Raw genomic sequence first — 25533 nt, forward strand, 5'->3', positions numbered from 1 at the left:
TTAAGATGCTGCCTTGGCCTTGTGGCCATGAAAACGAATGGACCAGCCCTTCAACATACCGTTACTCTCATTGGGAATACTGATATAACCCTTGTCATATTTGAGGAACTGATATTCACCGCTGTTCACATCTATCAACTTAATGGTCCACACACCTTTGGTGTTTTCACCATAGAAAGCATTTGAGAGCATAGGCGTCTTATCATAGCCTTTGACCAGGTCATCCGGATCGTTGGGATCCATCACGCCCTGATACACCAGGCCATTGAAAGGCGTCATCAACACACTGCGGGTACCTGCCGGAGACACCAACTCAACCGCCAGATCAGGAAGACGCAGATGATCGGCGCTGAGCTCAATCTGCACCGCTTCCACCACCAAATCCTCGGCAACCTCAAGAGAGTCTGAAACCCCGGCAAGACTGGCATCCGGAATCGCCTTATCAAGATCCTTTTCACTGGCAATCCAGTCAGTCAACAGATACTCACCCAAGTCTGCCTTGTAGTCCTTGGCCATAGCTACAGCCGCACTGACATCTACCCTGCCAAAACCATACTCATTGTGGAAATGAAATCCTGCGGCGTTGTCCTGCCAGGCTGAGATAGCCTCATAGACAGGCGCCTTGTCCCCCTCACCGATAGCAACCGTCTTGGCGGGTATATCTGCATCCACCTTGGTGGCAGTCGAAGCCAAGATATGGCGAATATCACGCCAGGAAAGAGAGGGGTTGGCACTCATAATCATGGCGACTGCACCACTGGTATTGGGCGCTGCTGACGATGTTCCGTTCATGGTAGAACGATAGTCACATTCCAGATTGAGTGGATGCAGGCCGCCGTCAAAAGGCGTTGATGGGCGCTCTTCGGTAACCGAACTCCCCTTGTCACAGCCGGCTCTGTCCGTGGTCACAATGGCGGGATCATCCTCACCATATTCCCCACCCGGCGCAGTAACGAACACATTGGAACCTACAGAAGAATAACTTGAGCGCTTACCGGCTGCATTGATTGCCGATACCAGGAGGTTATATACGTTGGCATTGTCGGAGGACATGTTGGCATTATGGAAGGGCAAACCGTGGTTGGGCACTTTGCCTTCTTTTGGCGCACTGAAATAATCACCGGGGATCCAGAAGGTATTGAACGCCTTGTAATATTTGTATCCATTACCGGCAGACTTGACAAAGATGCTGCCCTTGCCGTCAAAACTGTCTTTGGTAATAGCACCGTAGACCTCATTTTCATCTTCATCAAATCCATGGGGGAAAGGCACTGAATAACCATAGCTCTGGTTAAACACCCTGGCATTGTCACTGTAAGCACTGGCACCGTGGGACTTGGCGAAGTTCTCAAAGGTTTGTACGCTCTTGACCTTACCGCTGGGATCCTTATCCAGGAAGTTAAAGCCGATAAGGTTGGCATCGGGGGCAACACCGCGGCCGCCAAGGCCATTCCAACCGGCAGCGGCTATGATCCCACCAACAGAAGTACCGTGCGAAGCACTGTCGGCAAATGGCGTAGGATCGATAGTGCCGGTGATCAGGTTATAGGAGCCGCCTTCAATAACATTGGCCTTGAGATCCGGGTGACTAATCTCCAGACCATCATCTACCACAGCAACAATAACGCCTTTACCGGTAACACCTGAGGCAATAGCATCACTGACATTCATGTCTTCACCGGCCACACCGCGATTCTTGGCAAAGGCATTTTGGCCTGTGTTTTTCAAGTGCCACTGATGCTGATACAAAGGGTCGCCACCGTCGATACGCAATGTCAGCGTTGAGACAGACTCGCTCTTGCCGTCACTGACTTTGAAGCGCACGACTTCTGTGCCTTCCAACGCATCGGTCTGGTAGCTGAAGCTACCCTTGGCCGCATCATTGATGCTCAAAGTCCCTAACTTGACTTCGCCGGGATCCACTAACGAAAAGGTTATCCCTCCTTCGGCATCTCTTCCTTCCAGTTGACCATCCAGGCGTACCGACTGACGAACGTCATAGGTCACATCCTGACTCTCAGGGGCTGTATTAACCGGCTCAGGTGCCTTCTTGTTGTCACTGCCACACCCCGCCAATAAGACTGCGGCTATGCTCAGCGCAATAATCGACTTATGCATACTTCTTTTCCTTTTGATAATAAAACGCCATACCGCCGAAAACAGGTTTTCGGAAGCAAATGTTTAATAGGTATGGCGTATTTTTTATTGTTATAGCTTGGTCAAAATCAAGCATTAACATATGTATCACATGTAACAGCCAATTCAATAAGAGAAAAACAACAAGCAGGAAAAATCCTACATATGATACGAAATACGTTATTTGAGGTATTTTATAAAAGACTAAATAAAGAAATGGTAAGCCTATAAATCTAAAAACAATTTCCTATATAAGCCAGATCGCAAATGTAATAAAAACAGCATGCTGTTTAAACAATTAGTTACAAATTGCTGAGCAGATTTTATTTTCAAAAGCCTGTTATTAACAGAAAGGTATCATTTTATAAGAGAGGTTTTTCAAGCGCGGGGTATTTTTAAGGTTATTTTATAGTCACCGCATAGATGACTATAAAATAATAAAACTACTGGGCATCTGGTTGATTTTCAGGTGCTGCATCAATAAAGGCCGGCAGAGTCAGGCACTCATCATTAATACGACATATATTGGGATAAGGAGACAAATCGATATTAAAACGCTTGGCATTATAAACCTGGGGAACCAGACAGATATCCACCAGGCTGACCTGGTCGCCGAAACAATACCGGCCCGAGTACTGCTGCAGCTGTTGCTCCAATGCACCAAAGCCCTGTTCGACCCAGTGGCGATACCAATCATTCTTGGCCGCGTCATCCAACTTGAGCGTCCCGGTCAGATACTGCAACACCCGCAAGTTGTTCAAAGGATGGATCTCACAGGCAATCCCCATCGCCATGGCCCTGACCAGCGCCCGCTGCTCAATATCACCCGGCAACAGCGCCTCACCGCCAAAGGCTTCATCCAAATATTCAATGATCGCCAGCGATTGGGACAACACCAACTCGGCGCGCTCGTCGGTGTCATCCGTCACCACCAAAGCCGGCACCAACTCCTGCGGGTTAAGCGCCTTGAAAGCAGCCTGATGCTGCTCGCCGCCATTGCGCACCAGATGAACCGAGAGCTGCTCGGCGCAAAGCCCCTTGAGGTTGAGCGCAATCCGCACCCGATAAGCGGCGCTGGAGCGCCAGTAACCATATAATTTCAACATAAGTTGTTCTCCCAAAGCTCGCTAACCTTAGATTGCGACTCCGCCCTGGTGATGTTTTATCCAAAGCCTTAACGCTGACACATTCGAAGGTAATACCAAGCCGGTATAAAAACCAACGGGGCTTCAGAGAGCCCCGTTTTGTTACCGAGTTATTTTACTCGGCTATATACTCAACTACCTGCTGATCTATCGTGCCGAAGATGCTGTGCCCGGCATCATCCAGCATTTCGATTCTGACCCTGTCTCCAAAGCCCATAAATGGCGTTACCGCCTTGCCCTCGGCAATCACTTCCAGCATGCGCTTTTCGGCCAAACAGCTGGAACCTGCGCTTCTGTCATAATTGGAAATGGTGCCCGAACCTATGATGGCACCGGCGCCCAGGGGGCGGGTCTTGGTGACATGGGCGATCAGCTCAGCAAAGTTGAAAGTCATGTCCACCCCGGCATTGGGCTTGCCGAACAGTTCGTTGTTCAGATGGGTGATCAGCGGCAGGTGAACCCGGGTATCCTGCCATTTATCCCCCAGCTCATCCGGGGTGATTGCCACCGGCGAAAAACTGCTGGAAGGTTTGGACTGGAAAAAGCCAAAGCCTTTGGCCAACTCGGCCGGGATCAGGTTACGCAGCGACACATCGTTAACCAGCATCAACAGCTTGATGTGAGAGGCGGCGTTTTCAGCACTCACGCCCATGGGTACATCATCTGTAACCACGGCAATTTCCGATTCGAAGTCTATGCCCCAATCTTCGCTTGCCAGCGGGATATCGGCTCTGGGGGCGATAAAACTGTCTGAACCGCCCTGATAGACCAGGGGATCTGTCCAGAAAGACTCCGGCATTTCGGCGCCGCGGGCCTTGCGTACCAGCTCAACATGATTGACATAAGCGCTGCCGTCGGCCCACTGGTAAGCGCGGGGAAAAGGTGACAAACAACGGCTCTCGTCAAAGTCCTGGGTGTTATCCAACATGCCGGCATTCAGGGCATCGGAAAGCTCTCTGAGCTGAGGTTCCAGCAGTGACCAACTGTCAAGCAATTGCTGCATGGTCTGGGCTATGGCGGGGACAGCCACTGTCTTCTTCAAATCCCGGCTGACCAACATGAGTTGACCATCGCGGCGTCCATTGTCATATGTCGCTAATTTCATACCTGCTCCTTCCTGTCTCTGCCCGGATTAATGGTTTTCATCAGGCTATGTGCCCGGCTCAATCCGTTTCTGTTATCCCGCCAGTAATACCTCATGCTGCAGGCAATGAAAACTCTGTGACTCACTTCACATTTAGCCCGCACGGGAATGAGTTTGTAAACTTTCACTGACGCTTGCCATCAGCAAGCGCCGGCAAAGGCTTTGCGCTCAAAGATAGCCTAAATTTCAGCCGTTCCGGCGGCAAATCCGCTTTACAGGGCTTCAGCGCTTCTTGCTGATCTCATATTCCCTGAGTTTATTGGCAATGGCGGTGTGGGATACCCCCAACTTTTTCGCCAACTGGCGGGTACTGGGGTACGCCGGATAGAGACGCCGCAGCAAACCGGCTTCAAACTGTTTCATGGCCTGATCCAAGGTGCCTTCAAACTCCTTGTCGAAATAGCCAAAACCTTCGGCATAGGAAGGCAGTTTCAACTGTTCTATGGTCAATTCGGCCGAACCGTCCCACATGGATACCGCTCTGAACACGGCGTTTTTCAGTTGCCGCACGTTACCGGGCCAGGCATAGGTCAACAGGTGATCGCGGCAGGACGCCGAGATCCGCCGCACCGGGCTGGAAAGCTGCTGGCTGTAGTGTTCAAGGAACATTTCCGTCAGCGGGATAATATCGACCCTGCGTTCACGCAGCGCCGGCATATGGAAACTCAGTACATGAATTCGGTAGTAGAGATCTTCACGGAACTCACCTGTCTGACAAAGCTCCGCCAAATTCTTCTGGGTCGAGCAGATGATACGGACATCGGCGCGCACCTCTACATCGCCGCCGATACGGCGGAAACTGCCATCCTGCAGCAAGCGCAACAATTTGACCTGAGCGGCCTTGGACATCTCGGCAATTTCATCGAGGAAGACGGTGCCGCCCTTGGCTTCTTCAAAGAAACCCCGCTTAACCACTTCACCCTTACTGACATAACCAAACAGCTCCTCTTCTGCGGCACTGTCTGGCATGGCGGCGCAGTTGATGGCAATAAAGGGTTTCTCCCGCCGCATGCTGGCATCGTGACAAGCCCTGGCCATCAGCTCTTTGCCTGTGCCGGTTTCTCCGGTGATCAGCAAAGGCGCATCCAGCTGTGCCATACGCTTGGCCTGCTTGAGTACCTCTTTCATCTTGTCGCTGACGGCCAGTACTGAATCAAAGCCACTGCTCTGGCTCTGCAGCGCGTTGAACTGTTTGCCCACCCGCGCCGGTGACTTGAGTGCCACCACGGCGCCGGCGAGAATACTCTTGTCGTTTTCATCCGGCAGATAGATGGGCAGCATCTCGGCCAGATACTCGTTGCTGCCAATAGCAACCCGGGTAGCCTGCGCCAACACCTTGGGCTCACTGAGCCAGCGACCAAAATTGAAGCCTTGCACCCAGTGATTGAGGGATTCATCTATTACTTCATGTTCGGCCATTTCCAGAATAAGCAAGGCCGACTCGTTGACGATACGAATACGTCCCTTACCGTCGAGGGAAAACACGGCATCCGGCAGGGTTTTCAATAGGGTTTTGAGGGCGTAATGCTCCTGCTCCGAGGGCATAAAGGAAACGGTTCTGACGTCGTGCACCCCTTCCACCTTACGGATTTGGGGCATCAACTCACTCAAGGTCTCAAAGCCGACCTCGGCAAACTGCAAATATAAGAATCCCTTGTTGCTGGCGTCGATAGCGATAAGGTTAATCCCGTATCGCTCCAGCACCATTAAAATATCCTTGGCTAAACCAACGCGATCCTGACAACTGACTTCCAAGCGCATAACTGTCATTCCCTTTTATAATTCAGATTCTTTGGGATTATCGCCTGCATGAAGAGGTCGGCAGGCGATGTAAAAATGCGCCCTATACGTTAGAAGGTTCTGACACAAGTGGCAAGCTCGCTTTACAGCGGATTTGTAACAAAGGGAAAGGATTCAGTGTGAAGAGACAATCAACACACTGAATATATTAGGAAAAGATTAATCCAGCAACTGGTCTGTCTTGGCAGCCATGATAAAGTCGTTACGGTGCAACCCCTTAATGGAATGCGACCACCAGGTCACAGTCACCTTGCCCCATTCGGTCAGGATCCCCGGGTGGTGAAACTCTTCTTCAGCCAAGTCCGCCAGCTTATTGCTAAAGGCCATTGCCTGCCGGAAATTTTTAAACTTGTAAACCCGCTCCAGCTGCATGATGCCATCGCGCACCTGTACGCCCCAATCCGGGATCATCCGAATAAGCTCGGCAAGCTCGGCATCTGTCACCTTGGGAGCATCGGCGCGGCATGCTTCGCACTTCATATTGGCCAGTTCAGTCATAACATCTCCTTGAAAGTGGCCAGCATGCTTGCACGCAGGCCATTACCGCCAGTATCAGCTGGCTTTGGGTTGAAATTTGGGGGTAAAGAGTCCCAGTCGTTTGGCTTGGGTAATCGCCTTCATAATGTCCATGCGGGCGATTTCATCCAGAAAATCGATATGTTCTATCTCGTAATAGATGGGCTGCATAATGTCTATCCGATAGGGAGTGCGCAACACATCCAGCAGTTCAAAAGGTCTGCGCTCCGGTGTGTCGCTGAAGGCGTACAGCGTCTCGCCCGGCGAGCTCAAAATGCCGCCACCGTAAATTCTCAGGCCGTCGGTCTGGGTACGCAGCAAACCAAACTCCACGGTAAACCAGTAAAGACGCGCCAAAAAGACCCTGTCTTCCTTGCTGGCATCAAGCCCCAGCTGACCATAAATATGGGAGAAATGAGCAAAGGCCGGGTTGGTCAACAAGGGGCAATGACCAAAAATCTCATGGAAGATGTCCGGCTCCTGCAGGTAATCAAACTCCTCCCTGCTGCGGATAAAAGTTGCCACCGGAAACTCCTTGTTGGCCAGGAGTTCAAAGAAGCGCCCGAATGAGATAAGCGCCGGCACCGCCGCCGTCTTCCAGCCCGTGGTGTCCTGCAACACGGTATCCAGCTCACCCAGTTGCGGGATCCTGTCTTTGGGCAAGTCCAACGCCTTGAGTCCCTGCATGTATTCGTCACAGGCACGTCCCGGCAAGTTGTGTTCCTGACGGGCATACAGCTCCTGCCAGATGGCGTGCTCGTCCTGCGGGTAATCTATTCGGCCATCACTGCCCGGGTGACGGGCCACATATTGAGTTGCTTTACTCATAGTCCATACTCACTGCCTGAATCATTTCTGATTTCATGTTCACTCAAGGCCACACTTTTGTTAACCAGGTCACACTTTATTTCCGGCGACCAGTGAAGAAGATTTGTAAAGATTGAGTTACGAATTGGTATTTAACTCTGTGAACTCAGAAGCTTATTTTTGTGCTCCAAACAGGCTTTTTTGCATATTTCCAGGGAAATTAGCCCTTTTTGCAAATGGCTTTTCGGTGCCACTGCATTACAATAGGGGCTGATTTATCCCGAGCACCCAAGGTATCTGAATGCCGATAAAATCGACCACCATCCGCAAGGCGGTAATCCCCGTTGCGGGTCTTGGCACCCGAATGCTGCCGGCCACCAAGGCCATTCCCAAAGAGATGCTGCCGGTAGTAGATAAACCCTTGATCCAATATGTTGTCAGCGAAGCCATTGCCGCCGGCATCAAGGAAATCGTGCTGGTTACCCACGCCAGTAAAAACTCCATTGAAAACCATTTCGATACCAGTTTTGAACTGGAAGCCCAGCTTGAGCGCCGGGTAAAGCGGCAACTGCTCAATGAAGTGCAGTCCATCTGCCCGCAAAATGTCACTGTGATCAGCGTCCGCCAGGCTCAGGCCAAAGGGCTGGGACATGCCATTCTCTGTGCTCGTCCGGTAGTAGGTGATGAGCCGTTCGCCGTGCTGCTGCCGGACGTGTTGATAGACGATGCCGCTAGCGATCTTTCCCGCGATAACCTGGCCGAAATGGTTAGCCTGTTCGATCGCACAGGAACCGGGCAGATCATGGTCGAGGGTGTGCCTCACGAGAAGGTAGACCAATACGGAATAGCCGATGTCAACGGCCACGACCTTAAGCCGGGCGAATCCCAGCCTCTGCTTAAGTTGGTTGAAAAACCGGATGTCGACGAAGCCCCCTCTAACTTGGCTGTAGTGGGCCGCTATGTGCTACCTGCCGCCATTTGGCCCTTGCTTGGCAAGACGCCGGCCGGTGCCGGTGATGAAATCCAGCTCACGGATGCCATTGCCATGTTGATGCAAAGCCAGCAGGTCAACGCTTACTACATGCGTGGCAAGAGCCATGACTGTGGCAATAAGTTGGGTTATATGCAGGCAACGGTGGAACATGCATTGCGCCACCCCGAGCTTGGACGTGAATTTGCCGCCTATCTGGGCGATTTGGTTAAAGGAAGTAAAGCATGACAATTTTGGTCACCGGTGGAGCCGGTTATATTGGCACCCACACTCTGGTTGAACTCTTGGCCGCGGGCAAAGAGGTTGTGGTGATAGACAACCTGAGCAATTCAAGTGTCGAAGCCTTGGCCAGAGTCGAAGAGATCAGCGGCAAGAGCGTGCTCTTTTATCAAGGCGATATTCTCAACAAGGCATTCCTGCAGAAAGTCTTCAGTGACCACAGCTTCGAAGCCGTTATTCACTTCGCCGGCCTTAAGGCGGTGGGTGAATCCGTCGCCCAACCGCTGAGATACTATGAAAATAATGTCACCGGCACCCTTATTCTGTGCCAGGTGATGAAAGAATATGGCGTTCGCAACCTGGTATTCAGCTCATCGGCCACAGTTTACGGCGATCCCGCCAGTCTGCCGATCACCGAGGCCTTCCCCACCGGCGCCACCAACCCTTATGGTCAGTCCAAGTTGATTGTGGAACATATTCTGGCGGACCTGGCCGCGGCCGATGCCAGCTGGAACATCGCCCGCTTGCGTTATTTCAACCCGGTCGGCGCCCACAAGAGCGGCCGCATCGGTGAAGATCCCAACGATATCCCCAACAATCTGATGCCCTTTATCGCCCAGGTTGCCGTCGGCAAGCGCGATAAACTCAGCGTATTCGGCAATGACTACCCCACGGTAGACGGCACGGGTGTGCGCGACTATATCCACGTGGTTGACCTGGCCATAGGCCACCTCAAGGCACTGGATAAACTCGCCACCAATCCGGGCCTGGTCACCTATAATCTGGGAACCGGCCAGGGCTACAGCGTACTTGAGATGGTCAAAGCCTTTGAGAAAGCCTGCAACAAGGCGATCCCCTTTGAGTTTGCCCCGCGTCGTCCCGGCGATATCGCCGCCTGTTATGCCGACCCTACCCATGCCACCAAAGAGCTGGGCTGGCAGGCAGAGCACAGCCTGCAGGATATGGCCGACTCCAGCTGGAACTGGCAATCCAACAATCCTAACGGTTACAAGGGTTAGTCATGGATCTATCCCGCAGACATCTGTTCAGTCGCCGCAAGAGTAATGTGGTCAGGCCGCCCTGGAGTAAACCGGAAGCGGAATTTATCGACGCCTGTACTCGCTGCGGCGCCTGTGTGGATGCCTGCGAGACCCAAGTGCTTATCAAGGGGGATGGCGGCTTTCCGGAGCTTAACTTCCAGCGCGCCGAATGCAGCTTTTGCCAAGCCTGTGTCACCAGCTGTGCAGAGCCGGTATTCAGGCCTCTTAGCGAAGCGCCTTGGCAGCTTATAGCCCAATTTGCCGACAACTGCCTCGCCCGCCAGGGTATTGTCTGCCAAAGCTGCAAGGATGCCTGCGACGAGCGGGCGATCCGCTTTCCGCCCCTTTTAGGGGCTACCGCTCTACCTGTACTGGATGCCGAGCGCTGCAGCGGCTGCGGCGCCTGCATTGCCCCCTGCCCCGCCTCTGCCATCAAGCTGGTAGAGCCAGACCCCGCTTGACTCCCATCCGGGAGCCAAAAATCTGACTCCCACAGCGCCAAATTTTAGTGGTTTTGTTCTTTTTCAATAACGGGTAACATCGGGCCTTCCCTGAGAAAAAACTCTTAAAAAGCATTATGTTTGGTAAAAGCAAAAAAACGACGGGGCTCACATATATTGCCCAGGGCAGCAAAATCACCGGTGAGAGTCACTTCGATGGCGAGACTCTGGTTGGCGGTGCCATTTATGGAAAAATCAACGCCGAAAGCAAGCTGACCATAGAAGCCAACGGCTTGGTTGATGGCGAACTCACCTGCCAGGAGCTCAAGGTCTCCGGACTGTTTCGCGGTAAGCTCTGCTGTGAAAAACTGACCATCTGCGGCACAGGGACTGTCGAAGGTGAAGTGGCCAGTAAGTCGATGGAGATCTTCGAAGGTGGCCAATTTATCGGCATGAGAGTCAAAGAAGAGGTCAATCTGCTGAAACAGCTGGGTAATGACAGCGAAACGGCTACCGAGTTGAGGCTGCAAACCCAGGAATGAGTTTAAAGTATGGGATCCTGCAACAGGATCTCCATCACACTTTGTTCACAAAATATACAAAAGCAGCACAGAATGGTGCTCAGTCACAGTAATGCGCTGCCCGGAGAGCTAACATCTACTCCCTAAGTGGTATAAAGCCGCGGGATGGATGTAAGTGACGAGTCGATTACTCAAGCAGTTGTGCGAATTGGATATCTTTACTCTCATGGTGTTCAAGAACATCTATGAGACAGGGCATGCCAACTGTACGGCAAGAGATTTGGCGGTTTCCGCCCCCAAGGTCAGTCGCTGTTTGGCCGCGCTCAGGCTGGCCTTTGATGACGAGCTTTTCTATCGCCGTCAGCAACAACTCAAGCCTACACCTCTGGCGGAGAATCTATACCAACCGGTTTGCGATTTCATCCACTCAGTGCACCGTCTGGAACAACAAGTTCATCAGAGCCGTCTGCCCTCGAGCGATATCTGTATTCATGTAGCCGTAGCGCATGGGTTACTTTCCTCGCTGGCGATGAAACTGGGACAGACGAACATTCAACAGCAGTTGGGCCAGATCAGACTCTATCCCTGGCAAGATGATTCAGCAGAAAAAATTCACCGTGGGCAACTGGACTTGGGGGTCTGCCTGGAGCACCCCGAACAGCTGGATCTCATTCTGAGTTCGCTCGGGCAAACCATGGGGGTATGTGTTGTCAGCCGCGAAGATCATCCCCTGTGGCAAAGATCGCCGGCCATCACCCTCGAAGATATCAGCCAATATACTTTCGTTTACTTGACTATCAAGGGCTTCAACGAGCGCATGGATCCCATGGAGCTCTTCTGTCAGCAGGAAGGCATTCCCCTATCCCAGGTGCACGCCGTACACGACAGGGAAGAATGGCATGCTCATCTGTTGACCATGGGCAGTGTAGCCTTCAGCACCCCCAATGAAATGGCGCTTATTGAAGGCATGCCTGGCTTGAGAGTGCAACATCTGCCCGAGACCGAAGTGGCTAAACTCCACCGGGCATTTTCGCTGCCAAGCTACTCCTTGGTAGAAAAGGCCCCCAGCTATCGCCGTTACTCCGAACAACAAAGAAAACTGTTGTTAAACCTGGTCACTCAAGAACTCTACCCCAAGGCTGAATATTGAGAACTGATTGATTCCGGCTCATTACCTGGCATCTTTGCTACCTTCAGAATCAGCCCATTCTCCCATTTGTCCAAAACTATCTGCTACTTATAGCCAACTTCCGCTGGTAACTCTGTGCATTCAGTAATTTCAAAAACTGAAATTACCGATTTCGCCACTCGTCATTTCTTTATCAATTTATTAACTCGTATTTCACAAATAAAACAATAAATCAAAACTACTACTTTAGATGTATGTATATTCAAATAACTGCAAAGGCAGTACCCATAATTTGAATAAAGGGACGCTATGATGAAAAAACACAATAAGTCATTACTGGCGCTGGCTCTGACCAGTCTATTGTGCCTTACCGCATGCGGGGACGGTGAGGACGGAAAAGACGGAGCCCCCGGTGAACCTGGTATACCAGGCGAACCCGGACAGCCAGGTGCCCCCGCAGGTTCAAGTACTTCCACCATTATCAGTGCCGGCGATGTCAGTTTCGAGATAGTGCCGGCCGACAACACACTGGCAGGCGGCGAAACCTTCGCCCTCAAGTTCAAGGCTTCGGCCACCAACAGCTCAGGGGAGCGAGTCCCTCTGACTGGCCTGGATCAGGTCGCCCTCTACTCTATTACCGCCATGAGCAATGACTCGGGCAGCGGTGCACCGCTGCAATGGGTCAATAATGCCACGGTTCAGGAACTGGGCAGCTCCATGTATTGCACCCTGGATGGCACCTATAGCTCCAGAGGTCAGACTGGCGATGCCTGTCTCCTGGTTGAAGATCCGGCCGAGCCAGGTACCTATACCGGCACTTGGGCACATGACGGGGTCGCCCCCATTATGAATGCCAACGACAACCTCAGCGCACCTCATCGCCTGTTCCTGCGCGCCTATAACCTCAAGGATGCCAGTGGCACAGCCATAGCAGACAAGGTGCTCTCTACGCCGCTGGATTATATTCCGGCATCCGGCGAACTGGTTGAAGCCACAGGTAAAGACACGGTAACAGATGCCGCCTGTATTGCCTGCCACAGTGAAGTCGAAGGCCGCATCGCCAAGATAAACGCGCACCACAACTACCAAAGCACAGAGAAATGCGTTGCCTGCCACAACCCGGCTCTGGTACCGAACGAAGCCCAAAAAGCCGAAGGTTGGGTATTTGATTTCGGTCCCATGGTTCACAGGCTGCATGCCGGCCATCACATCGCTGGCTTCCTCTCAGGTGAAGCCAAAGAGTACTTCGGTGAAATCGGCTTCCCGGCAGAAATTAACAACTGTGCCAGTTGCCACAACAACGGTGACTCCTGGAACGCCAATATCTACCGTGAAGCCTGTGTCGGTTGCCATATCAATGTCAACTTTGAAACCGGCGCCGGCCACTCAGACTTCAACCTGGCCCAGACAGATGACAGCCAATGTCAGTCCTGTCATGGCAGCGGAGCACTCAGCCCTATGCAAGCTCACAAAGTGGGTAAACGGGCTGAATATGCTGAGCTGTTGACCGTTGAATTCACCTCTGCCACGGCTGTAGCTTCTACCACAGCCGGCAATAAACTAGTCACCATCACAGCCAATGTCAGCTTCAATGGTCAACCACTGACAGATGCAGCTCAACTGGCGGTGCTCAATAAAGACGCTACTTTGATAGGCAATGTGGATACCAGAGGCGAAGTCACCCGCTGGGGCAGCAGGCCCGGTCTAGCCAGCGGCAACGCCGTCAATGGCGTGCTGACCCTGACTGCTGATGTACCGGAAGCTCAGGCGATGGGCACCATTTACGTCGGTACCGAGGCTAACTTCTGTGTCGATAACTCAGGTAAGATAGCCGCCTGTGCCGAAGGCATGCCATTCGATGCCGTCAATCCGATTGGCGCCACTTCAAGCGTTAAGTTCTATAACCTTGATGGTGGTGATGCTGTCACAGCCCGCTTTGCCATTGCAGAACGGATGAGCGCCAGCGAAGCCAAGTGTAATGCCTGTCACGGCACCCTGGACTATATCAAGGGTACCCGCCACGGCACCTACACCTTCGATCAGTGTATGGACTGCCACAACAACAGCTATGATGGCTCCTATCACGGCACCTCCGAGTACAATACAGGTAATCTGGATGCCGATGGCAATCCTATATTTGCCGAAGTCCCCGGACTCCTGTATGCCAACCGGGATCTGATGACAGTTGCCCACCGCTTCCACAGTGGTAACTGGGGTGAAGCCGCCATCTTCCGTGACGCTTCAGGCGAGCTGCATGGCTACCCTGCAGTGGAAACCGAGTGTACCGCCTGCCACAAAGACGACACACCGCTGTTCGCCGCCGACGGAGGTCTGACATCCGCCAAGCGTGGGATCAAGATTTCAGCAACCGAGTATATCTCCCCGGTTGCCGAATCCTGCCGTACCTGTCACGCTCACTCTGATGCGGCCGCTCTGGCCCACTTCAAGAGTAATGGTGCCTTAGTTGCCGGTGATGCTGCCACAGACGCCAACCTACCGGTTGAGTCCTGTGCCACCTGTCACGCCGAAGGAAAGACCTATGGCGTAGATAAGGTACACGCAGGGGGTGCTCACTAGTACCGTACCTTGAGGGCTGTCCCTGCAAGGCCCTCCCTCAACTCTGCAACAACAAGGGGACCCAACCGGGTCCCCTTGCCTTTTCTCAACTTACTTAAGCCATAACTTACAACTCAGTAGCCGACACCCTCTGCTGCCACAGCTGTCGCAGTTTATGGACAAAGCTCTCCGGCGGTTGATCCAATGCATCCACGGGAATATAGAGGTGATACCCCAAGTACTTGTCCAGCGTCAGGCAGCGGCGACCAAACATGGCCAATACACCTCGGTAGCGTTCATTATTGACCGTCAGGGGTTCAAACTCGGCGCTGAGTGCCGCTTCCAGTGTTTGCAGCTCTTCATCCTGGGCGGCAGCTGTCATCAACAAGGGCCGCTGCTCCGACAAGAGCCCGGTCGCCAACCTGGGTGAAATGGCATCCAGCAGCGGATTGATACGTTTGAGCTTGAGCCCGACATAGGGCAGCGTCAGTTGCTCCATACCTTGGGTGACTCTGGGCTGATCCAGCCGCTGAATATTATCCCAGGCCACAAACAAGCTGCCGCGGCGATGAAAGAATCTCAGCCCTTCTGCGCTGAATTCAAGACTGACATGGGGCTCGAGCTGCTTGGCAATTCCCAGCACCAATGACACGGCCCCGAGGGCGAAACAAACCAGTCCGGGCGCAAACATCCAGGGCCAACCGATAAACAGCACCAAACCCAGGACAACGCCCAGCCCTCCGGCCAGGGTCAGTGTAATGCCATTGCGCTTGCTGCCCGGCCTTATTGTGATAGTTTCCATAACGCTTTCGCTCTATTGTCAGCGGCTTGTCAGCCGTTTATTCATTTCATGACCAGGGTTCAGGACCATTAGCGGCCGCTGACAGTCAACCAGGCCAATCCCAGATATTCGTGCAGCGCCTTTTGTGAATCATCCAGATTGGATGTAGTCAGGCGCCACCAGTGATCGCGCCTAAGCAGAAAGTCGGTCGGTGCCGCCTGAGGTTCAAGCCCGGTCGAGCGGAATATTCGCATCGCCCTTGGCATATGGCTGGCGGAAGTGACCAGGATCAGTTGTCTGCCACCCAAGGCATCTATTCCTTTATCGTCTGTGTCGGCACCGAAGGCCTGCCGCAACGCCAGGGCTTCCTCTATGGTATCGCGGGCCGACTCCAGCATTAGAATTCGCGATGGCTCGGCCCCCAACTCGATGGCGGCCTCGGCCATGCGCCGGGCATGACTCTGCTGCTCAAGGCCGCCGCTCCAACCACTGACCGCCAGCAGGCAATCTTTGCTATTGGCCGCCTTGAGTTGCGCCACCCCCTCACTGAGGCGCTCAAGCGCCGTTGCCGACAACATATGTCGCGCGAGTCCGCCAACCTGATCATCATGGCCAGAACCCAGTACCATCACCACACAGGAGCGCGCCGGTGCAGCGGTATAAAGTGGATACTGACGCTCAAGCCCCGCAAGCAGCGTGTTGCTGCCGATAGAGCTGGAAAGCAGCAGCACCCAAGTGATGGCAAAAACCCCCAGGGCGCGCGCTACTCCCGGCCTGCGACGGATATAAAAGCAAGCCAGCAGCAGAGTGACCAAGGTTAGAGGAATGGGCATAAAGAATTGAGAGAGGATTTTTTTCAGCCAGAACACGCTTGATATCCGAAGGTTGGCAAAAGTAGCCATAGCTTACAGAAGCGTTACTCGGCTGACCAGTGATTGGCGAAGGGCTATAGGCTCACTCGCCCCAATACATGTTCGAGTGCTTTTCCCTTCTGTCTAAAGTACCTAGAGTGCCTAAGTCGAATATCAGTAATACGGCCAGAGCGCCTTGCCAAACTCAGTCCCGGCCCCACAGCCAAGCGGCGCCGCGTACCCCGGAGGAGCAGCCGTAGTGATTGGCCAACACTGGGGTTCGGCACTCGCCGCCGACCACATAGTGCTTGAGCCTGTCCGGCAATGCCGGATAGATAGCCTGCACATTGGACATGCCGCCGCCAAGTACTATGGCGTCAGGATCCAGCAGATTGATCACATGGGCCAGAGAACGGGCCAGACGGTCAAGATAGCGCTCAAAGGCCGCGCCAGCCTCGGCATCCCCCTGCTCCAGCAATGCCATCACCTCGGCGCCCGAGCTGAGCTGCGCCCCAGCGGCCTGGTTATAGTCGCGGACAAACCCTGTTCCCGAAATAAAGGTTTCGATGCAGTCATGCTTGCCGCAAAAACACTCAGTGCTGTTGAACTCCTCGGCGCGTATCCAGGGCAAGGGATTATGGCCCCACTCACCACCTATGCCATTGCCCCCCTGATGCACCCTGCCATTGATGGCAATACCGGCACCACAGCCTGTGCCTATGATCACCCCGAACACCACCTCTTTACCTGCTGCGGCACCATCCAGCGCCTCGGAGACCGCAAAACAGTTGGCGTCATTGGCAACCCGCACTTTGCGCCCCAGGCGCTGCTCAAGATCTCTATCGAGCGGATGACCATTTAACCAAGTGGAGTTGGCGTTTTTTACCAAACCGGAAAAGGGCGAGATCACCCCGGGAATGCCAATACCCACTGTTCCTGTCATTTCCAGCTGCGTCTCGGCTTCATCGACCAAGGCACAGATGGCCTCAATGGTCGCCTGATAGTCTCTGGGGGTGGCAATTCGCTTGCGAAACAACTCACTCCCTTCGCCACTCAGAGCCACCAATTCAATTTTAGTGCCGCCCAAATCAACGCCGATACGCATCATGCTTTCAACTCCGGTGTGTATATCTGCTTCAATCGCAAGGCCAATCGGCACTGTATGCGATAAACCAAGGATTGAGGATAGTTTCTTTTTGGTTATATTTTAAGTTGTTGCCTGCTGGATATTCCAAAACCCGGCCACCGGCACTCTCAAGCACCGCCTGAGCCGCCGCCGTGTCCCATTCACTGGTAGGGCCCAATCTGGGGTAGATATCCGCCTTGCCCTCAGCAAGCAGGCAGAATTTGAGTGATGAGCCGACACTCTTCATTTCGTGCTCGCCAAGCTGCTGCAGATACTCGCCAAGCCCCGGGCTCGAGTGCGAGCGACTGCCGACAATCACAGGGATCTGGCGCTTAACCCCGGCCCTGGCATTCAATTCCACACGCTGGTACCCAGCCGCATCTGGGGTCTCACGCCAGGCACCGAGTCCCAGCGCGCCCAAATAGCACACGGCTGTGGCGGGCACATAGACAACACCGGCGACCGCCTGGCCGCGGTGAATAAGCGCAATGTTGACGGTAAATTCGCCGTTGCCCTTGATAAACTCCTTGGTGCCGTCGAGTGGGTCGATAAGCCAATAGGTTTCCCAGCCCCGCCGCTGCGCCCAGGGGATATCCGCCGCTTCTTCCGACATCTGTGGCCAGGTTGGAAACTCACGCGCCAGCGCCTGTTGCAACACGGCGTGACTGGCAAGATCGGCAGCCGTGACCGGACTGTCATCGGCCTTGCGCTCAATCGCCAGTTTGCCGCCCTGATAATAGTGCATTATCGCCTCACCGGCGGCGCGGGCCATCTCGGCCAAAAGTGTCAGCTGCTTGGCATCAAGCAAGGTCTTGGGGGGATTATTCGACAAGGTTTCATCCTTTGGATCAACAAGATAGTTTATTATGCCAGCCACCCGGCTTTGGCGGGTATAACCTTTAGCTACTGGTTATAATCTACAGCCGGTTTTGCCTTACTTTTCATTCTGTTTAAGCCGATTCAATCCAAGGAAGATGCACCAAGCCCCGAAAGCATCTGCATCAACTGCGCCTGCCAGGAAAGCCAGATGGGTGACGGATAATCTTTTGGCAAATAGCAGCGAAATGCCGAAGGCATGGCCGCCATGGCATCTTTGAGAGCGCTTGAGTCGAGCGCCGAATACGCCGGGCGCGGCGCCTGTGCTCGATTCAATAAGGCGCCGTATTCTACTGTGCTGACAGGCGTTATCCGGCACCCTGGCGTGATTGGCGCCGGGTTTGCTGGTGAATGTAATGTAGCTTGAGAATGCAATATAACTTGAGCATGCAATGCAGCTTGAGATGGCGACGCGGTTTGCAATGGCGTCGCCGCCTGAGAGCTTGGCGCAGAATTGCACTGCTGCTTGGCGATTTGCTCGGCTATCTCTTTGGTGAAAAGATACCAGCTGCACTGCCCCGTTGCCGCGTAATGAAAGCAGCCGCTCAGCACCGCGGACTTCTCTGGCTTAAGATGAAACCAGATGAGCAACTGCCAGATAAGCCGCGCCAACGCCTCGGCCCAGGTTGGCGTGCCGACCTGATCCGCCACCACCTTGAGTTCCGGGCGCTCGGTCAGCAATCGCCGCATGGTCAACACAAAGTTGCTGCCAAAACGGCTGTAAAGCCAAGAGGTTCGCAGCACCAGGGCGCCGGGATTAGCCTTAAGCAAGCGCTGCTCGCCGGCGAGCTTGCTCTGACCGTACAGGCTCAAAGGCTCGCAAACATCGCTCTCGGTCAAGGCTCTGGGCGCATTCCCGAGCATATTGGTAGCTGCATTTCCAGAAACGTTTCCGAGTGCATTCCCCAAATCATTCCCGAATACATTCCCGAAGACATAGTCACTCGAAATATGGATAAGCCAAGCACCCTGTTGCCGGCACCAGATGGCCAAACGCTCCGGCGCCTCGGCATTGAGCGCCATGGCGGCAGCCATATCCTGCTCGGCCGCATCCACGGCGTTGTAGGCGGCGCAGTTGATTATCACATCGGCATTGATTTCGCTGAGCCGCTCGGGCAAATCTGCTGAGGTTAAATCCAGCTGCTGATGCCCGAGCGCCACTATTTCAATTGCGCTGCCAGGTGCTATAGCACTGCGGGGTTCTACCGTACTGCCGGGCACCAGGCTTGCCTCAGGTATCTTCATTCGCAGCCTGGAAGGCGAAAACTCGGGCAACCAAGGCAAATTCGCCAGCAGTGCCTGTCCGAGCTGGCCATGAGCGCCGGTGATCAATATTCGGGTAGTCTTGGCTTTCACGATTCGGGATTCATGGCTAATCAGTTGATGGATTTTGTGGCTCGTATCCTCAAGGCAGGCGAACCAGGTTAGCCCGCGGCCGCCTCACTCTTAAAGTAGTCGATTAACTCACCAAGCGTCTTGTGGCCTCGCTGCTGCAGGAAATTCAGCAGCGCCAATGGTTCGCGATTGAGCAGCCTGTCTCTTGGATAACCGGCGGCATCCACTATCTCAAGCGCCAGCGGGAACTCCCCCAGACTGAAGGCAACATGGGAATCTGATCCCATCACCAACTGGGCATCGAATCGTTTCGCCAGTTTGGCAATATTGAGGCAGCTGTCTTCACTGCCCTTGCGGGAGCAGGCAAAAGAGGAGTTATTGATCTCCAGCGCCACATTATGCTCGGCGGCAGCGCGGACAATCAGCTCCTGATCCAATGGATACTTGGGATTGCCTGGATGGGTAATGATATCGACCTTGCCGCTGCGAATGCAGTTCAGCAGCGCCTGAGTGTGGCTGTCACTGTCGGCGGGAGGGAATACCGGCTCGTGAAACCCGGCCTGCACCAAGTCCAGCTCCTCCAGGAACTCACCAAAGAAGTCGATTTCCCCCTCCAGATTGGTAATATTGGCTTCAATTCCGCGCAATATCCCTACGCCATCGACTATCCGCGGCAACACCCTAAGATTCACGAAATGCCAGAAATGCGGCGCATCAGCCATCGCCGGGCCATGATCTGTGGTGGCAAACAAACGGATCCCTTTCTGCTTGGCGACTGCCAGATAATCATGGATCGTGCTGTAGGCGTGAGTAGAGGCAACTGTGTGGGTATGGGTATCGACTGCGAACATGGCTCCCCCAGGAGACTGTTTCTTGAAAACCGGGCCACTAGCTTAGCGCAACTGACCCACTTTGGCGAATGAACCCAATAGCTTTCCTACCTATCGGCCACCCCAAAGATAAAGGGTATGCATCGACTCAAACTGCTTGAACAGCATAGGTTTCCAATCCACACAACTATCAAGCACCTGCCGTGGGCTTTCGTCCTAACGGCTTCTCGGCACGCCGTGAAATCATCCCTGATGGCTCTACTCTGGCATCCATGCCAGAGAAGGCCTCGAATCCATCAGGACCAGAATACTTGTGTTGTTTGCATTTGCGGTTGATTAACTCAAGTAGGCTCAACTAAACCGGACTTGTTATCTTTTACCAAGCGCTCTCTTGCGGGCCCGCTGCTTTTGGGCGGCTTTACTCTGGTTTCTCGGTGCGTCAAAACTGCGGTTGAGATCCGGCTCAAACCCAGGCAGCCATTCTCTGGGGAGGCGTCTGTCGAGCATGGCTTCCAGCTCTTCGAGGAGACGCTCGTCGTCACGACTGAATAGGGTGATGGCGAGCCCTTCCATGCCGGCGCGGCCGGTGCGGCCAATGCGGTGCACATAATCTTCGCGCTTGAACGGCAGCTCCAGATTGATAACACAAGGCAAAGCAGCTACATCCAGGCCTCTGGCGGCAACATCTGTGGCCACCAGCAAACGGCATTCACCCGCCTTGAACGCCTGATAGGTCTGCTCCCGCTGAGCCTGACTCAGATCTGAGTGCAGCGCACTGGCGGCCAAGCCCTCGGCACTGAGCTCACAGACCAGTTTGTCGGCCCCCTCCTTGGTGCGGCTGAACAGCAACACCTGACGCCAGTCGTGCCGGCGACAAAGGGCGGCAACGGCGGCGGCCTTACGCTCGCTATCGAGCTCAATCAATCGCTCCTTGATACTGCCACCCTGCTCCGATGCTTGCAGCTCCAACACTTTGGGAGACTGCAGCAAAATCTTGGCCAGACGCCAGATGTTGTCGTTGAAGGTGGCGGAAAACAGCAGAGTCTGGCGCTGTTTGGCCATCTTTTTCATCAGCGCCGAGATCTCATCTTCAAACCCCATATCCAACATGCGGTCGGCCTCATCAAACACCAGGGTCTCAACCTTATCCAGCCTGAGACTGCGCTTTTTAAGGTGATCCAGCAGGCGCCCGGGTGTGGCGACCAAGATATCGACGCCATCCTTGAAGTTCTTTAGCTGCCCATCGAGTGGCACACCGCCATAGGCAATGGCAATCTTCAGCTCGCAGCCCTTGGCATAGCTTTTAATGTTATCGAAAACCTGCTGCGCCAACTCCCGGGTAGGCACCAGCACCAGAGCCTTGGGCGCTGCGGGTTTTACTGCTCTCTCAGTCGTGGCGGGCATTAAACGCGCCAGCAACGGCAAGGCAAAGGCGGCGGTTTTCCCTGTGCCCGTCTGTGCCTGCACCAGGAGATCGCTGCCGGCGAGCACCAAAGGAATGGCCTCTGCCTGCACTTGGGTTGCCTTGCTAAAACCCAGTCCGGCCAGATTGGTCAGTAGCGGTTCGGGCAGAGAAAAAGCGGCAAATTCCATGGAGAGTCCTTCAAAGATAAAGCTTAGGGCAAACCGCCATTATACCCTGCTACCCGGTGCCGGATAGGTGTTATCCCTGCGTTCGGGCAGCAAACGTTGCTTACGGGTGAAAAATTAACCGCCCGAGAGACTTATTCGGCTTGACGTTTGCTTTAGGCTGCAGCGCATCTTATTGTCATAAAAAGCAGTTTTACTTTTCTCTGCCCTATTTGAACAAGGAAGCGCCCATGGCCGTCACCAGCTTAGATGCCAGTCAGGTATACCGTCCCGCCAATCTCGACAATCTGGGAGATGAGGTCAAGTCTACCCGCGAACTGGAGCCGCTGGATGACATCATAGGCCAGGAGCGGGCTCAGAGTGCGGTGGAATTTGCCATGTCCATCAAGGAAAAGGGGTACAACATCTATGCCATAGGCCAAAATGGTCTGGGTAAACGCACCATGATGTTGCGTTATCTCAAGCGCCATGAATTTACCGACAAGACACTTAACGACTGGTGTTATGTGGCCAACTTCGACCAGACCCGTACCCCCAAGGTTCTCAAATTGCCCGCCGGCAAGGGCGTCACTTTCAAGAAAGAGATGGAAAAACTGGTGCTCAGGCTGGTCAAGGCGCTGCCGTTGGCGTTTGACAACGAGATGTATTACCGCCGCGCCGACAAGCTCAAGAGTCAGTTGGCGCAAAAACAGGAAGCGGCGCTGTTGGCTCTGAGCGAAGAAGCCAAGGGGATGAAAATAAGCCTCTCCATCAACACTCAGGGCGAGTATCAGTTGATGGCGCTGAACGGCGAAGAGCCGCATACCGAGGAAACCTATCACGCCCTGCCAGAAGCCGAACAACAGCTGTTTGAACAGAATATCAAACACTTGGAATCGCGCCTGCGGGGCATTATCCGCCAATTGACCGAATGGGAAGAGGAGTTCAGCACCAAGCAGCAGGAGCACGATGAACAGGTAGCCCGCGAAGTACTGAGCCATTTCTTCAAGCCGCTCAAGGATGAATACCGCAGCCTGCCGGAGATCCGCTCTTTTCTGACGGCGATGCAGAAAGATATGCTCGGTAACCTGGATATCTTCCTTGAGGAGAGTGAAGACCAACTGGCGCTGGCCTATGCCTCGCTGGAAAAGAAAATGCCCAGGCGTTATCAGGTCAACCTGCTGGTGGGTCAAGAGGAGCAGAAATTCCCTGTGGTGGTAGAGGAAAACCCCACCTATCACGGCCTGTTTGGTTATGTGGAAAACGCCACTTACCGCGGCACCGTCTTTACCGACTTTTCGCTGATCCGCCCCGGCAGCCTGCACAAGGCCAATGGCGGGGTGCTGCTGATGGATGCGGTCAAGGTGCTGGAACGGCCCTATGTTTGGGACGGACTCAAACGGGCCCTGCGCTCCCGCAGTTTGGATCTCAGCTCGCTGGAGCGTGAAGTCTCCCTGTCCGGCACAGTTTCACTGGCGCCGGAGCCTATCCCTCTGGATGTCAAAATCGTGCTCTTCGGTGATAACCAGACCTACCAGTTACTGCAGCATTATGATCCCGACTTCAGCGAGCTGTTTCGGGTAACCGCCGACTTTGAAGATGTGATGCCAAGAAGCCCGAAGGCCGAATGTTTCTATGCCAGATTTATCTCCTCGATAGTACACGATAACCAGATGCTGCACTGCGATCGCAGCGCCATTGCGCGGATAATCGAATTCAGCTCGCGCCAGGCCGATGACCAAACCCAGCTGTCACTGCACTCGGCCAATATCGCCAACCTGCTGCGGGAGACCCACTACTGCGCCAAGGCGGCCAACGCCCGCAGTATTCGCCTCGCCCATGTAGAGCAGGCTCTGGCGCAGCAGGAGCAAAGGGTATCGCGCCTCAGGGATCAACTGATGCAGAGCTTTCACAAGGGCACCACCCTGATTGATGTGCACGGCAAAGTCTGCGGCCAGGTCAACGCCCTGTCGGTCATCGCCACCACAGATCATCAGTTTGGCCTGCCCAACCGTATCAGCGCGACCACAGCCTTTGGCAAGGGCGAAGTGTTGGACATTGAACACAAGGTGCGCCTCGGCGGCCGTATTCACTCCAAGGGAGTGTGGATCCTCTCGGCCTATATCAAAACCCTGTTGGGACGCGAGGCCGATATTCCGCTGACCACCTCCCTGACCTTCGAGCAATCTTATTCCGGGGTCGATGGCGACAGTGCCTCCATGGCCGAATGCTGCGCCATTATCTCTGCAATCGCCCAGGTTCCCCTGCGCCAGGATATCGCCATCACAGGCTCAATGAACCAGTTCGGTGAAGCCCAGCCCATAGGCGGGGTCAATGAAAAGATTGAAGGCTTTTTCGATGTCTGTGCCATCAAGGGGCGCAGACATACCCAAGGGGTGATCATTCCCGCGGCCAACGCCCACAACCTGATGCTGAAAAAGCCTGTGGTGGACGCCATCAGCAAGGGCAAGTTCCATATCTGGACGGTCGAGCATGTAACCGAGGCGATGGCATTGCTGTGCGATATGGAAACCGGCAAGGCCGACAAGCGCGGTCATTACCCGAATGGCAGTTTACTGGGACTGGCCTCGGCCAGGCTGTCAGCTTTAAAAGCCAAAGATAAAGCGTAATCCAACGCTAAAGTAAGCAGCGCCGCTCAAGGGCGGCGTTTGATTATCCCAAAGGGGTTGAACACCCCAACCGCTGCCGACCTGTGCTGACGGAAGAACGCTCCGGGATACGTTTTACCTCTTCCAGAATAGACTGATAAATCAGCGCAGTAGATTCATGCTGCATTCGCTCGAAGGTGCTGACCAGATGATATGAAGGCGATTTGTGCTCCGGCATGCGGATCTCAAACGGGATCACCAAACGCTGTTTCTCCAGCTCCTTCTCCACCAGCAAGCGGTTGACATAGGCAATTCCCGCGCCCAAGACCGCGGCTTCTATGGCCTGAACTGAATTTTGAAATACCAGCCTCGACTGTTGTGCCCGCCGTTCAATGCCAAAGTACTGTAATACTATATCCCACTGTACCAATCTATTATTGGTATATATCAAGGTCATATTATCGACGGCATTTTGTGTTAAAGAATCATAATTAACCGCACAGTATTCAGGGTGACAAACGGCAACCATTTCCTCATCAAAGAGATGAACGGAATAATAATTATCCCAGGAGTCATAACCATATCTAATAGCCAGATCCAGACCAGTACTTCCAAAATCAAGATATTCCAGGGTATCGATAAACTCGATACTGATCCCCTTATGATAAATATGACTCTGGCTCATTCTTGGCAATAGCCAGTTTTTCAGCAGTGACGGCGGCACAGCCACTTTCAATGAGGGGCTATGTCCCTGCACCCCAAGATCTATGGTGGCTTCTTCCATATTTTGTAGAATAATCGCGACTCTGGCGAAATATTTTCGGCCGCTGTGAGTGAGCTCCAATTGCCTGTGACTACGGTCAAACAATTCTTTACCGACAAAGTTTTCCAATGCGGCGATTTGATGACTGATTGCGCCCGGCGTCACATTCAGTTCAACCGCTGCCAATTTAAAACTCTTGAGTCTTGCGGCCGCTTCAAAACAAATCACCGCCTTCATTGGTGGAATTATTCTCATATTTTCTCTTAACACTTTAGTTTTTTTAACGTCACAGACGAAAACGATTGGTTTGATAACTCACCCATGCATTAACAATATTATCAAGGCATAA

General features: G+C 53.6%; 21 protein-coding genes. 7 read left to right on the forward strand and 14 right to left on the reverse strand.

The annotated features are described in order from the left end of the window. The 6 genes from ACWAU4_RS14615 to phhA form a co-directional block, all read right to left on the reverse strand. Entirely contained in the window at positions 1-2118 is a 2118-nt protein-coding gene (locus tag ACWAU4_RS14615; RefSeq protein ID WP_208124902.1) for a S8 family serine peptidase, read from the reverse strand. A 461-nt stretch (positions 2119-2579) separates the two neighbouring features. After that, positions 2580-3239: a maleylacetoacetate isomerase gene (maiA, locus tag ACWAU4_RS14620; RefSeq protein ID WP_025888342.1), complete on the reverse strand. Its 660-nt coding sequence runs from the start codon at positions 3237-3239 to the stop codon at positions 2580-2582. A gap of 157 nt (positions 3240-3396) precedes the next feature. Continuing rightward, positions 3397-4386 (reverse strand): fumarylacetoacetate hydrolase family protein, encoded by a 990-nt coding sequence (locus ACWAU4_RS14625; protein ID WP_025010901.1) that lies wholly within the window; start codon positions 4384-4386, stop codon positions 3397-3399. A 261-nt stretch (positions 4387-4647) separates the two neighbouring features. Next, positions 4648-6186 (reverse strand): transcriptional regulator TyrR, encoded by a 1539-nt coding sequence (gene tyrR, locus ACWAU4_RS14630; RefSeq protein WP_025010902.1) that lies wholly within the window; start codon positions 6184-6186, stop codon positions 4648-4650. A 198-nt stretch (positions 6187-6384) separates the two neighbouring features. Next, the gene (locus ACWAU4_RS14635) at positions 6385-6723 is read right to left on the reverse strand and encodes a 4a-hydroxytetrahydrobiopterin dehydratase (protein ID WP_025010903.1); all 339 of its coding nucleotides are present in this window, start codon (positions 6721-6723) and stop codon (positions 6385-6387) included. A 54-nt stretch (positions 6724-6777) separates the two neighbouring features. Continuing rightward, the gene (gene phhA / locus ACWAU4_RS14640; protein WP_025010904.1) at positions 6778-7569 is read right to left on the reverse strand and encodes a phenylalanine 4-monooxygenase; all 792 of its coding nucleotides are present in this window, start codon (positions 7567-7569) and stop codon (positions 6778-6780) included. Between the two features lie 286 nt (positions 7570-7855). On the opposite strand from phhA, the gene galU reads away from it, so the two are divergent. The 6 genes from galU to ACWAU4_RS14670 all read left to right on the forward strand — a co-directional run bounded on the left by galU (position 7856) and on the right by ACWAU4_RS14670 (position 14465). Then, the gene (gene galU / locus ACWAU4_RS14645; protein ID WP_100145791.1) at positions 7856-8767 is read left to right on the forward strand and encodes a UTP--glucose-1-phosphate uridylyltransferase GalU; all 912 of its coding nucleotides are present in this window, start codon (positions 7856-7858) and stop codon (positions 8765-8767) included. Beyond that, positions 8764-9777, forward strand: coding sequence for a UDP-glucose 4-epimerase GalE (gene galE / locus ACWAU4_RS14650; RefSeq protein WP_208124903.1), 1014 nt, complete (start codon positions 8764-8766; stop codon positions 9775-9777). The genes galU and galE overlap by 4 nt, the downstream gene beginning before the upstream one ends. A gap of 2 nt (positions 9778-9779) precedes the next feature. Next, positions 9780-10259: a ferredoxin-type protein NapF gene (gene napF / locus ACWAU4_RS14655; RefSeq protein WP_208124904.1), complete on the forward strand. Its 480-nt coding sequence runs from the start codon at positions 9780-9782 to the stop codon at positions 10257-10259. 116 nt (positions 10260-10375) lie between these two features. After that, entirely contained in the window at positions 10376-10780 is a 405-nt protein-coding gene (locus ACWAU4_RS14660; protein WP_025010908.1) for a bactofilin family protein, read from the forward strand. A gap of 154 nt (positions 10781-10934) precedes the next feature. Continuing rightward, the gene (locus ACWAU4_RS14665; RefSeq protein WP_454290309.1) at positions 10935-11909 is read left to right on the forward strand and encodes a LysR family transcriptional regulator; all 975 of its coding nucleotides are present in this window, start codon (positions 10935-10937) and stop codon (positions 11907-11909) included. A 288-nt stretch (positions 11910-12197) separates the two neighbouring features. Further along, on the forward strand, positions 12198-14465 hold the full coding sequence (locus ACWAU4_RS14670; protein WP_454290310.1) for an OmcA/MtrC family decaheme c-type cytochrome: 2268 nt from the start codon (positions 12198-12200) through the stop codon (positions 14463-14465). Between the two features lie 106 nt (positions 14466-14571). Here the strand turns inward: ACWAU4_RS14670 and ACWAU4_RS14675 are convergent, their stop codons facing one another. The 7 genes from ACWAU4_RS14675 to ACWAU4_RS14705 form a co-directional block, all read right to left on the reverse strand. Continuing rightward, entirely contained in the window at positions 14572-15246 is a 675-nt protein-coding gene (locus ACWAU4_RS14675; RefSeq protein ID WP_454290311.1) for a DUF2982 domain-containing protein, read from the reverse strand. Positions 15247-15314: 68 nt separating this feature from the next. Further along, positions 15315-16094, reverse strand: coding sequence for a YdcF family protein (locus ACWAU4_RS14680; RefSeq protein WP_028781562.1), 780 nt, complete (start codon positions 16092-16094; stop codon positions 15315-15317). Positions 16095-16281: 187 nt separating this feature from the next. Next, on the reverse strand, positions 16282-17184 hold the full coding sequence (gene mak / locus ACWAU4_RS14685) for a fructokinase (RefSeq protein ID WP_208124908.1): 903 nt from the start codon (positions 17182-17184) through the stop codon (positions 16282-16284). Positions 17185-17212: 28 nt separating this feature from the next. Beyond that, a complete protein-coding gene (cysQ, locus tag ACWAU4_RS14690) occupies positions 17213-17974 on the reverse strand; it encodes a 3'(2'),5'-bisphosphate nucleotidase CysQ (protein ID WP_208126195.1) in 762 nt (253 codons plus the stop codon). Between the two features lie 188 nt (positions 17975-18162). Then, a complete protein-coding gene (locus tag ACWAU4_RS14695) occupies positions 18163-19434 on the reverse strand; it encodes an SDR family oxidoreductase (protein ID WP_208124909.1) in 1272 nt (423 codons plus the stop codon). 68 nt (positions 19435-19502) lie between these two features. Beyond that, entirely contained in the window at positions 19503-20264 is a 762-nt protein-coding gene (locus ACWAU4_RS14700; protein WP_144132917.1) for a phosphatase, read from the reverse strand. A gap of 348 nt (positions 20265-20612) precedes the next feature. After that, positions 20613-21836, reverse strand: a complete 1224-nt coding sequence (locus ACWAU4_RS14705) for a DEAD/DEAH box helicase (protein WP_101059776.1) — start codon at positions 21834-21836, stop codon at positions 20613-20615. A gap of 227 nt (positions 21837-22063) precedes the next feature. On the opposite strand from ACWAU4_RS14705, the gene ACWAU4_RS14710 reads away from it, so the two are divergent. Continuing rightward, positions 22064-24442 (forward strand): Lon protease family protein, encoded by a 2379-nt coding sequence (locus ACWAU4_RS14710; protein WP_123116613.1) that lies wholly within the window; start codon positions 22064-22066, stop codon positions 24440-24442. A gap of 43 nt (positions 24443-24485) precedes the next feature. On the opposite strand, the gene ACWAU4_RS14715 is transcribed toward ACWAU4_RS14710, so the two are convergent. Then, a complete protein-coding gene (locus ACWAU4_RS14715) occupies positions 24486-25439 on the reverse strand; it encodes a LysR substrate-binding domain-containing protein (RefSeq protein ID WP_044734823.1) in 954 nt (317 codons plus the stop codon). Positions 25440-25533 lie beyond the last annotated feature (94 nt).

It is taken from the genome of Shewanella sp. FeAMO (genome assembly GCF_053653955.1).

What these genes read in the sequence shown, in the direction of transcription:
- ACWAU4_RS14675 (WP_454290311.1), bottom strand. Translation starts at nt 15,246, where the DNA reads ATGGAAACTATCACAATAAGGCCGGGCAGCAAGCGCAATGGCATTACA.
- ACWAU4_RS14635 (WP_025010903.1), bottom strand. Translation starts at nt 6,723, where the DNA reads ATGACTGAACTGGCCAATATGAAGTGCGAAGCATGCCGCGCCGATGCT.
- galE (WP_208124903.1), top strand. Translation starts at nt 8,764, where the DNA reads ATGACAATTTTGGTCACCGGTGGAGCCGGTTATATTGGCACCCACACT.
- ACWAU4_RS14705 (WP_101059776.1), bottom strand. Translation starts at nt 21,836, where the DNA reads ATGGAATTTGCCGCTTTTTCTCTGCCCGAACCGCTACTGACCAATCTG.
- ACWAU4_RS14715 (WP_044734823.1), bottom strand. Translation starts at nt 25,439, where the DNA reads ATGAGAATAATTCCACCAATGAAGGCGGTGATTTGTTTTGAAGCGGCC.
- ACWAU4_RS14700 (WP_144132917.1), bottom strand. Translation starts at nt 20,264, where the DNA reads ATGTTCGCAGTCGATACCCATACCCACACAGTTGCCTCTACTCACGCC.
- phhA (WP_025010904.1), bottom strand. Translation starts at nt 7,569, where the DNA reads ATGAGTAAAGCAACTCAATATGTGGCCCGTCACCCGGGCAGTGATGGC.
- cysQ (WP_208126195.1), bottom strand. Translation starts at nt 17,974, where the DNA reads ATGGCCCGCGCCGCCGGTGAGGCGATAATGCACTATTATCAGGGCGGC.
- ACWAU4_RS14615 (WP_208124902.1), bottom strand. Translation starts at nt 2,118, where the DNA reads ATGCATAAGTCGATTATTGCGCTGAGCATAGCCGCAGTCTTATTGGCG.
- ACWAU4_RS14710 (WP_123116613.1), top strand. Translation starts at nt 22,064, where the DNA reads ATGGCCGTCACCAGCTTAGATGCCAGTCAGGTATACCGTCCCGCCAAT.
- tyrR (WP_025010902.1), bottom strand. Translation starts at nt 6,186, where the DNA reads ATGCGCTTGGAAGTCAGTTGTCAGGATCGCGTTGGTTTAGCCAAGGAT.
- ACWAU4_RS14670 (WP_454290310.1), top strand. Translation starts at nt 12,198, where the DNA reads ATGATGAAAAAACACAATAAGTCATTACTGGCGCTGGCTCTGACCAGT.
- mak (WP_208124908.1), bottom strand. Translation starts at nt 17,184, where the DNA reads ATGATGCGTATCGGCGTTGATTTGGGCGGCACTAAAATTGAATTGGTG.
- ACWAU4_RS14660 (WP_025010908.1), top strand. Translation starts at nt 10,376, where the DNA reads ATGTTTGGTAAAAGCAAAAAAACGACGGGGCTCACATATATTGCCCAG.
- napF (WP_208124904.1), top strand. Translation starts at nt 9,780, where the DNA reads ATGGATCTATCCCGCAGACATCTGTTCAGTCGCCGCAAGAGTAATGTG.
- ACWAU4_RS14625 (WP_025010901.1), bottom strand. Translation starts at nt 4,386, where the DNA reads ATGAAATTAGCGACATATGACAATGGACGCCGCGATGGTCAACTCATG.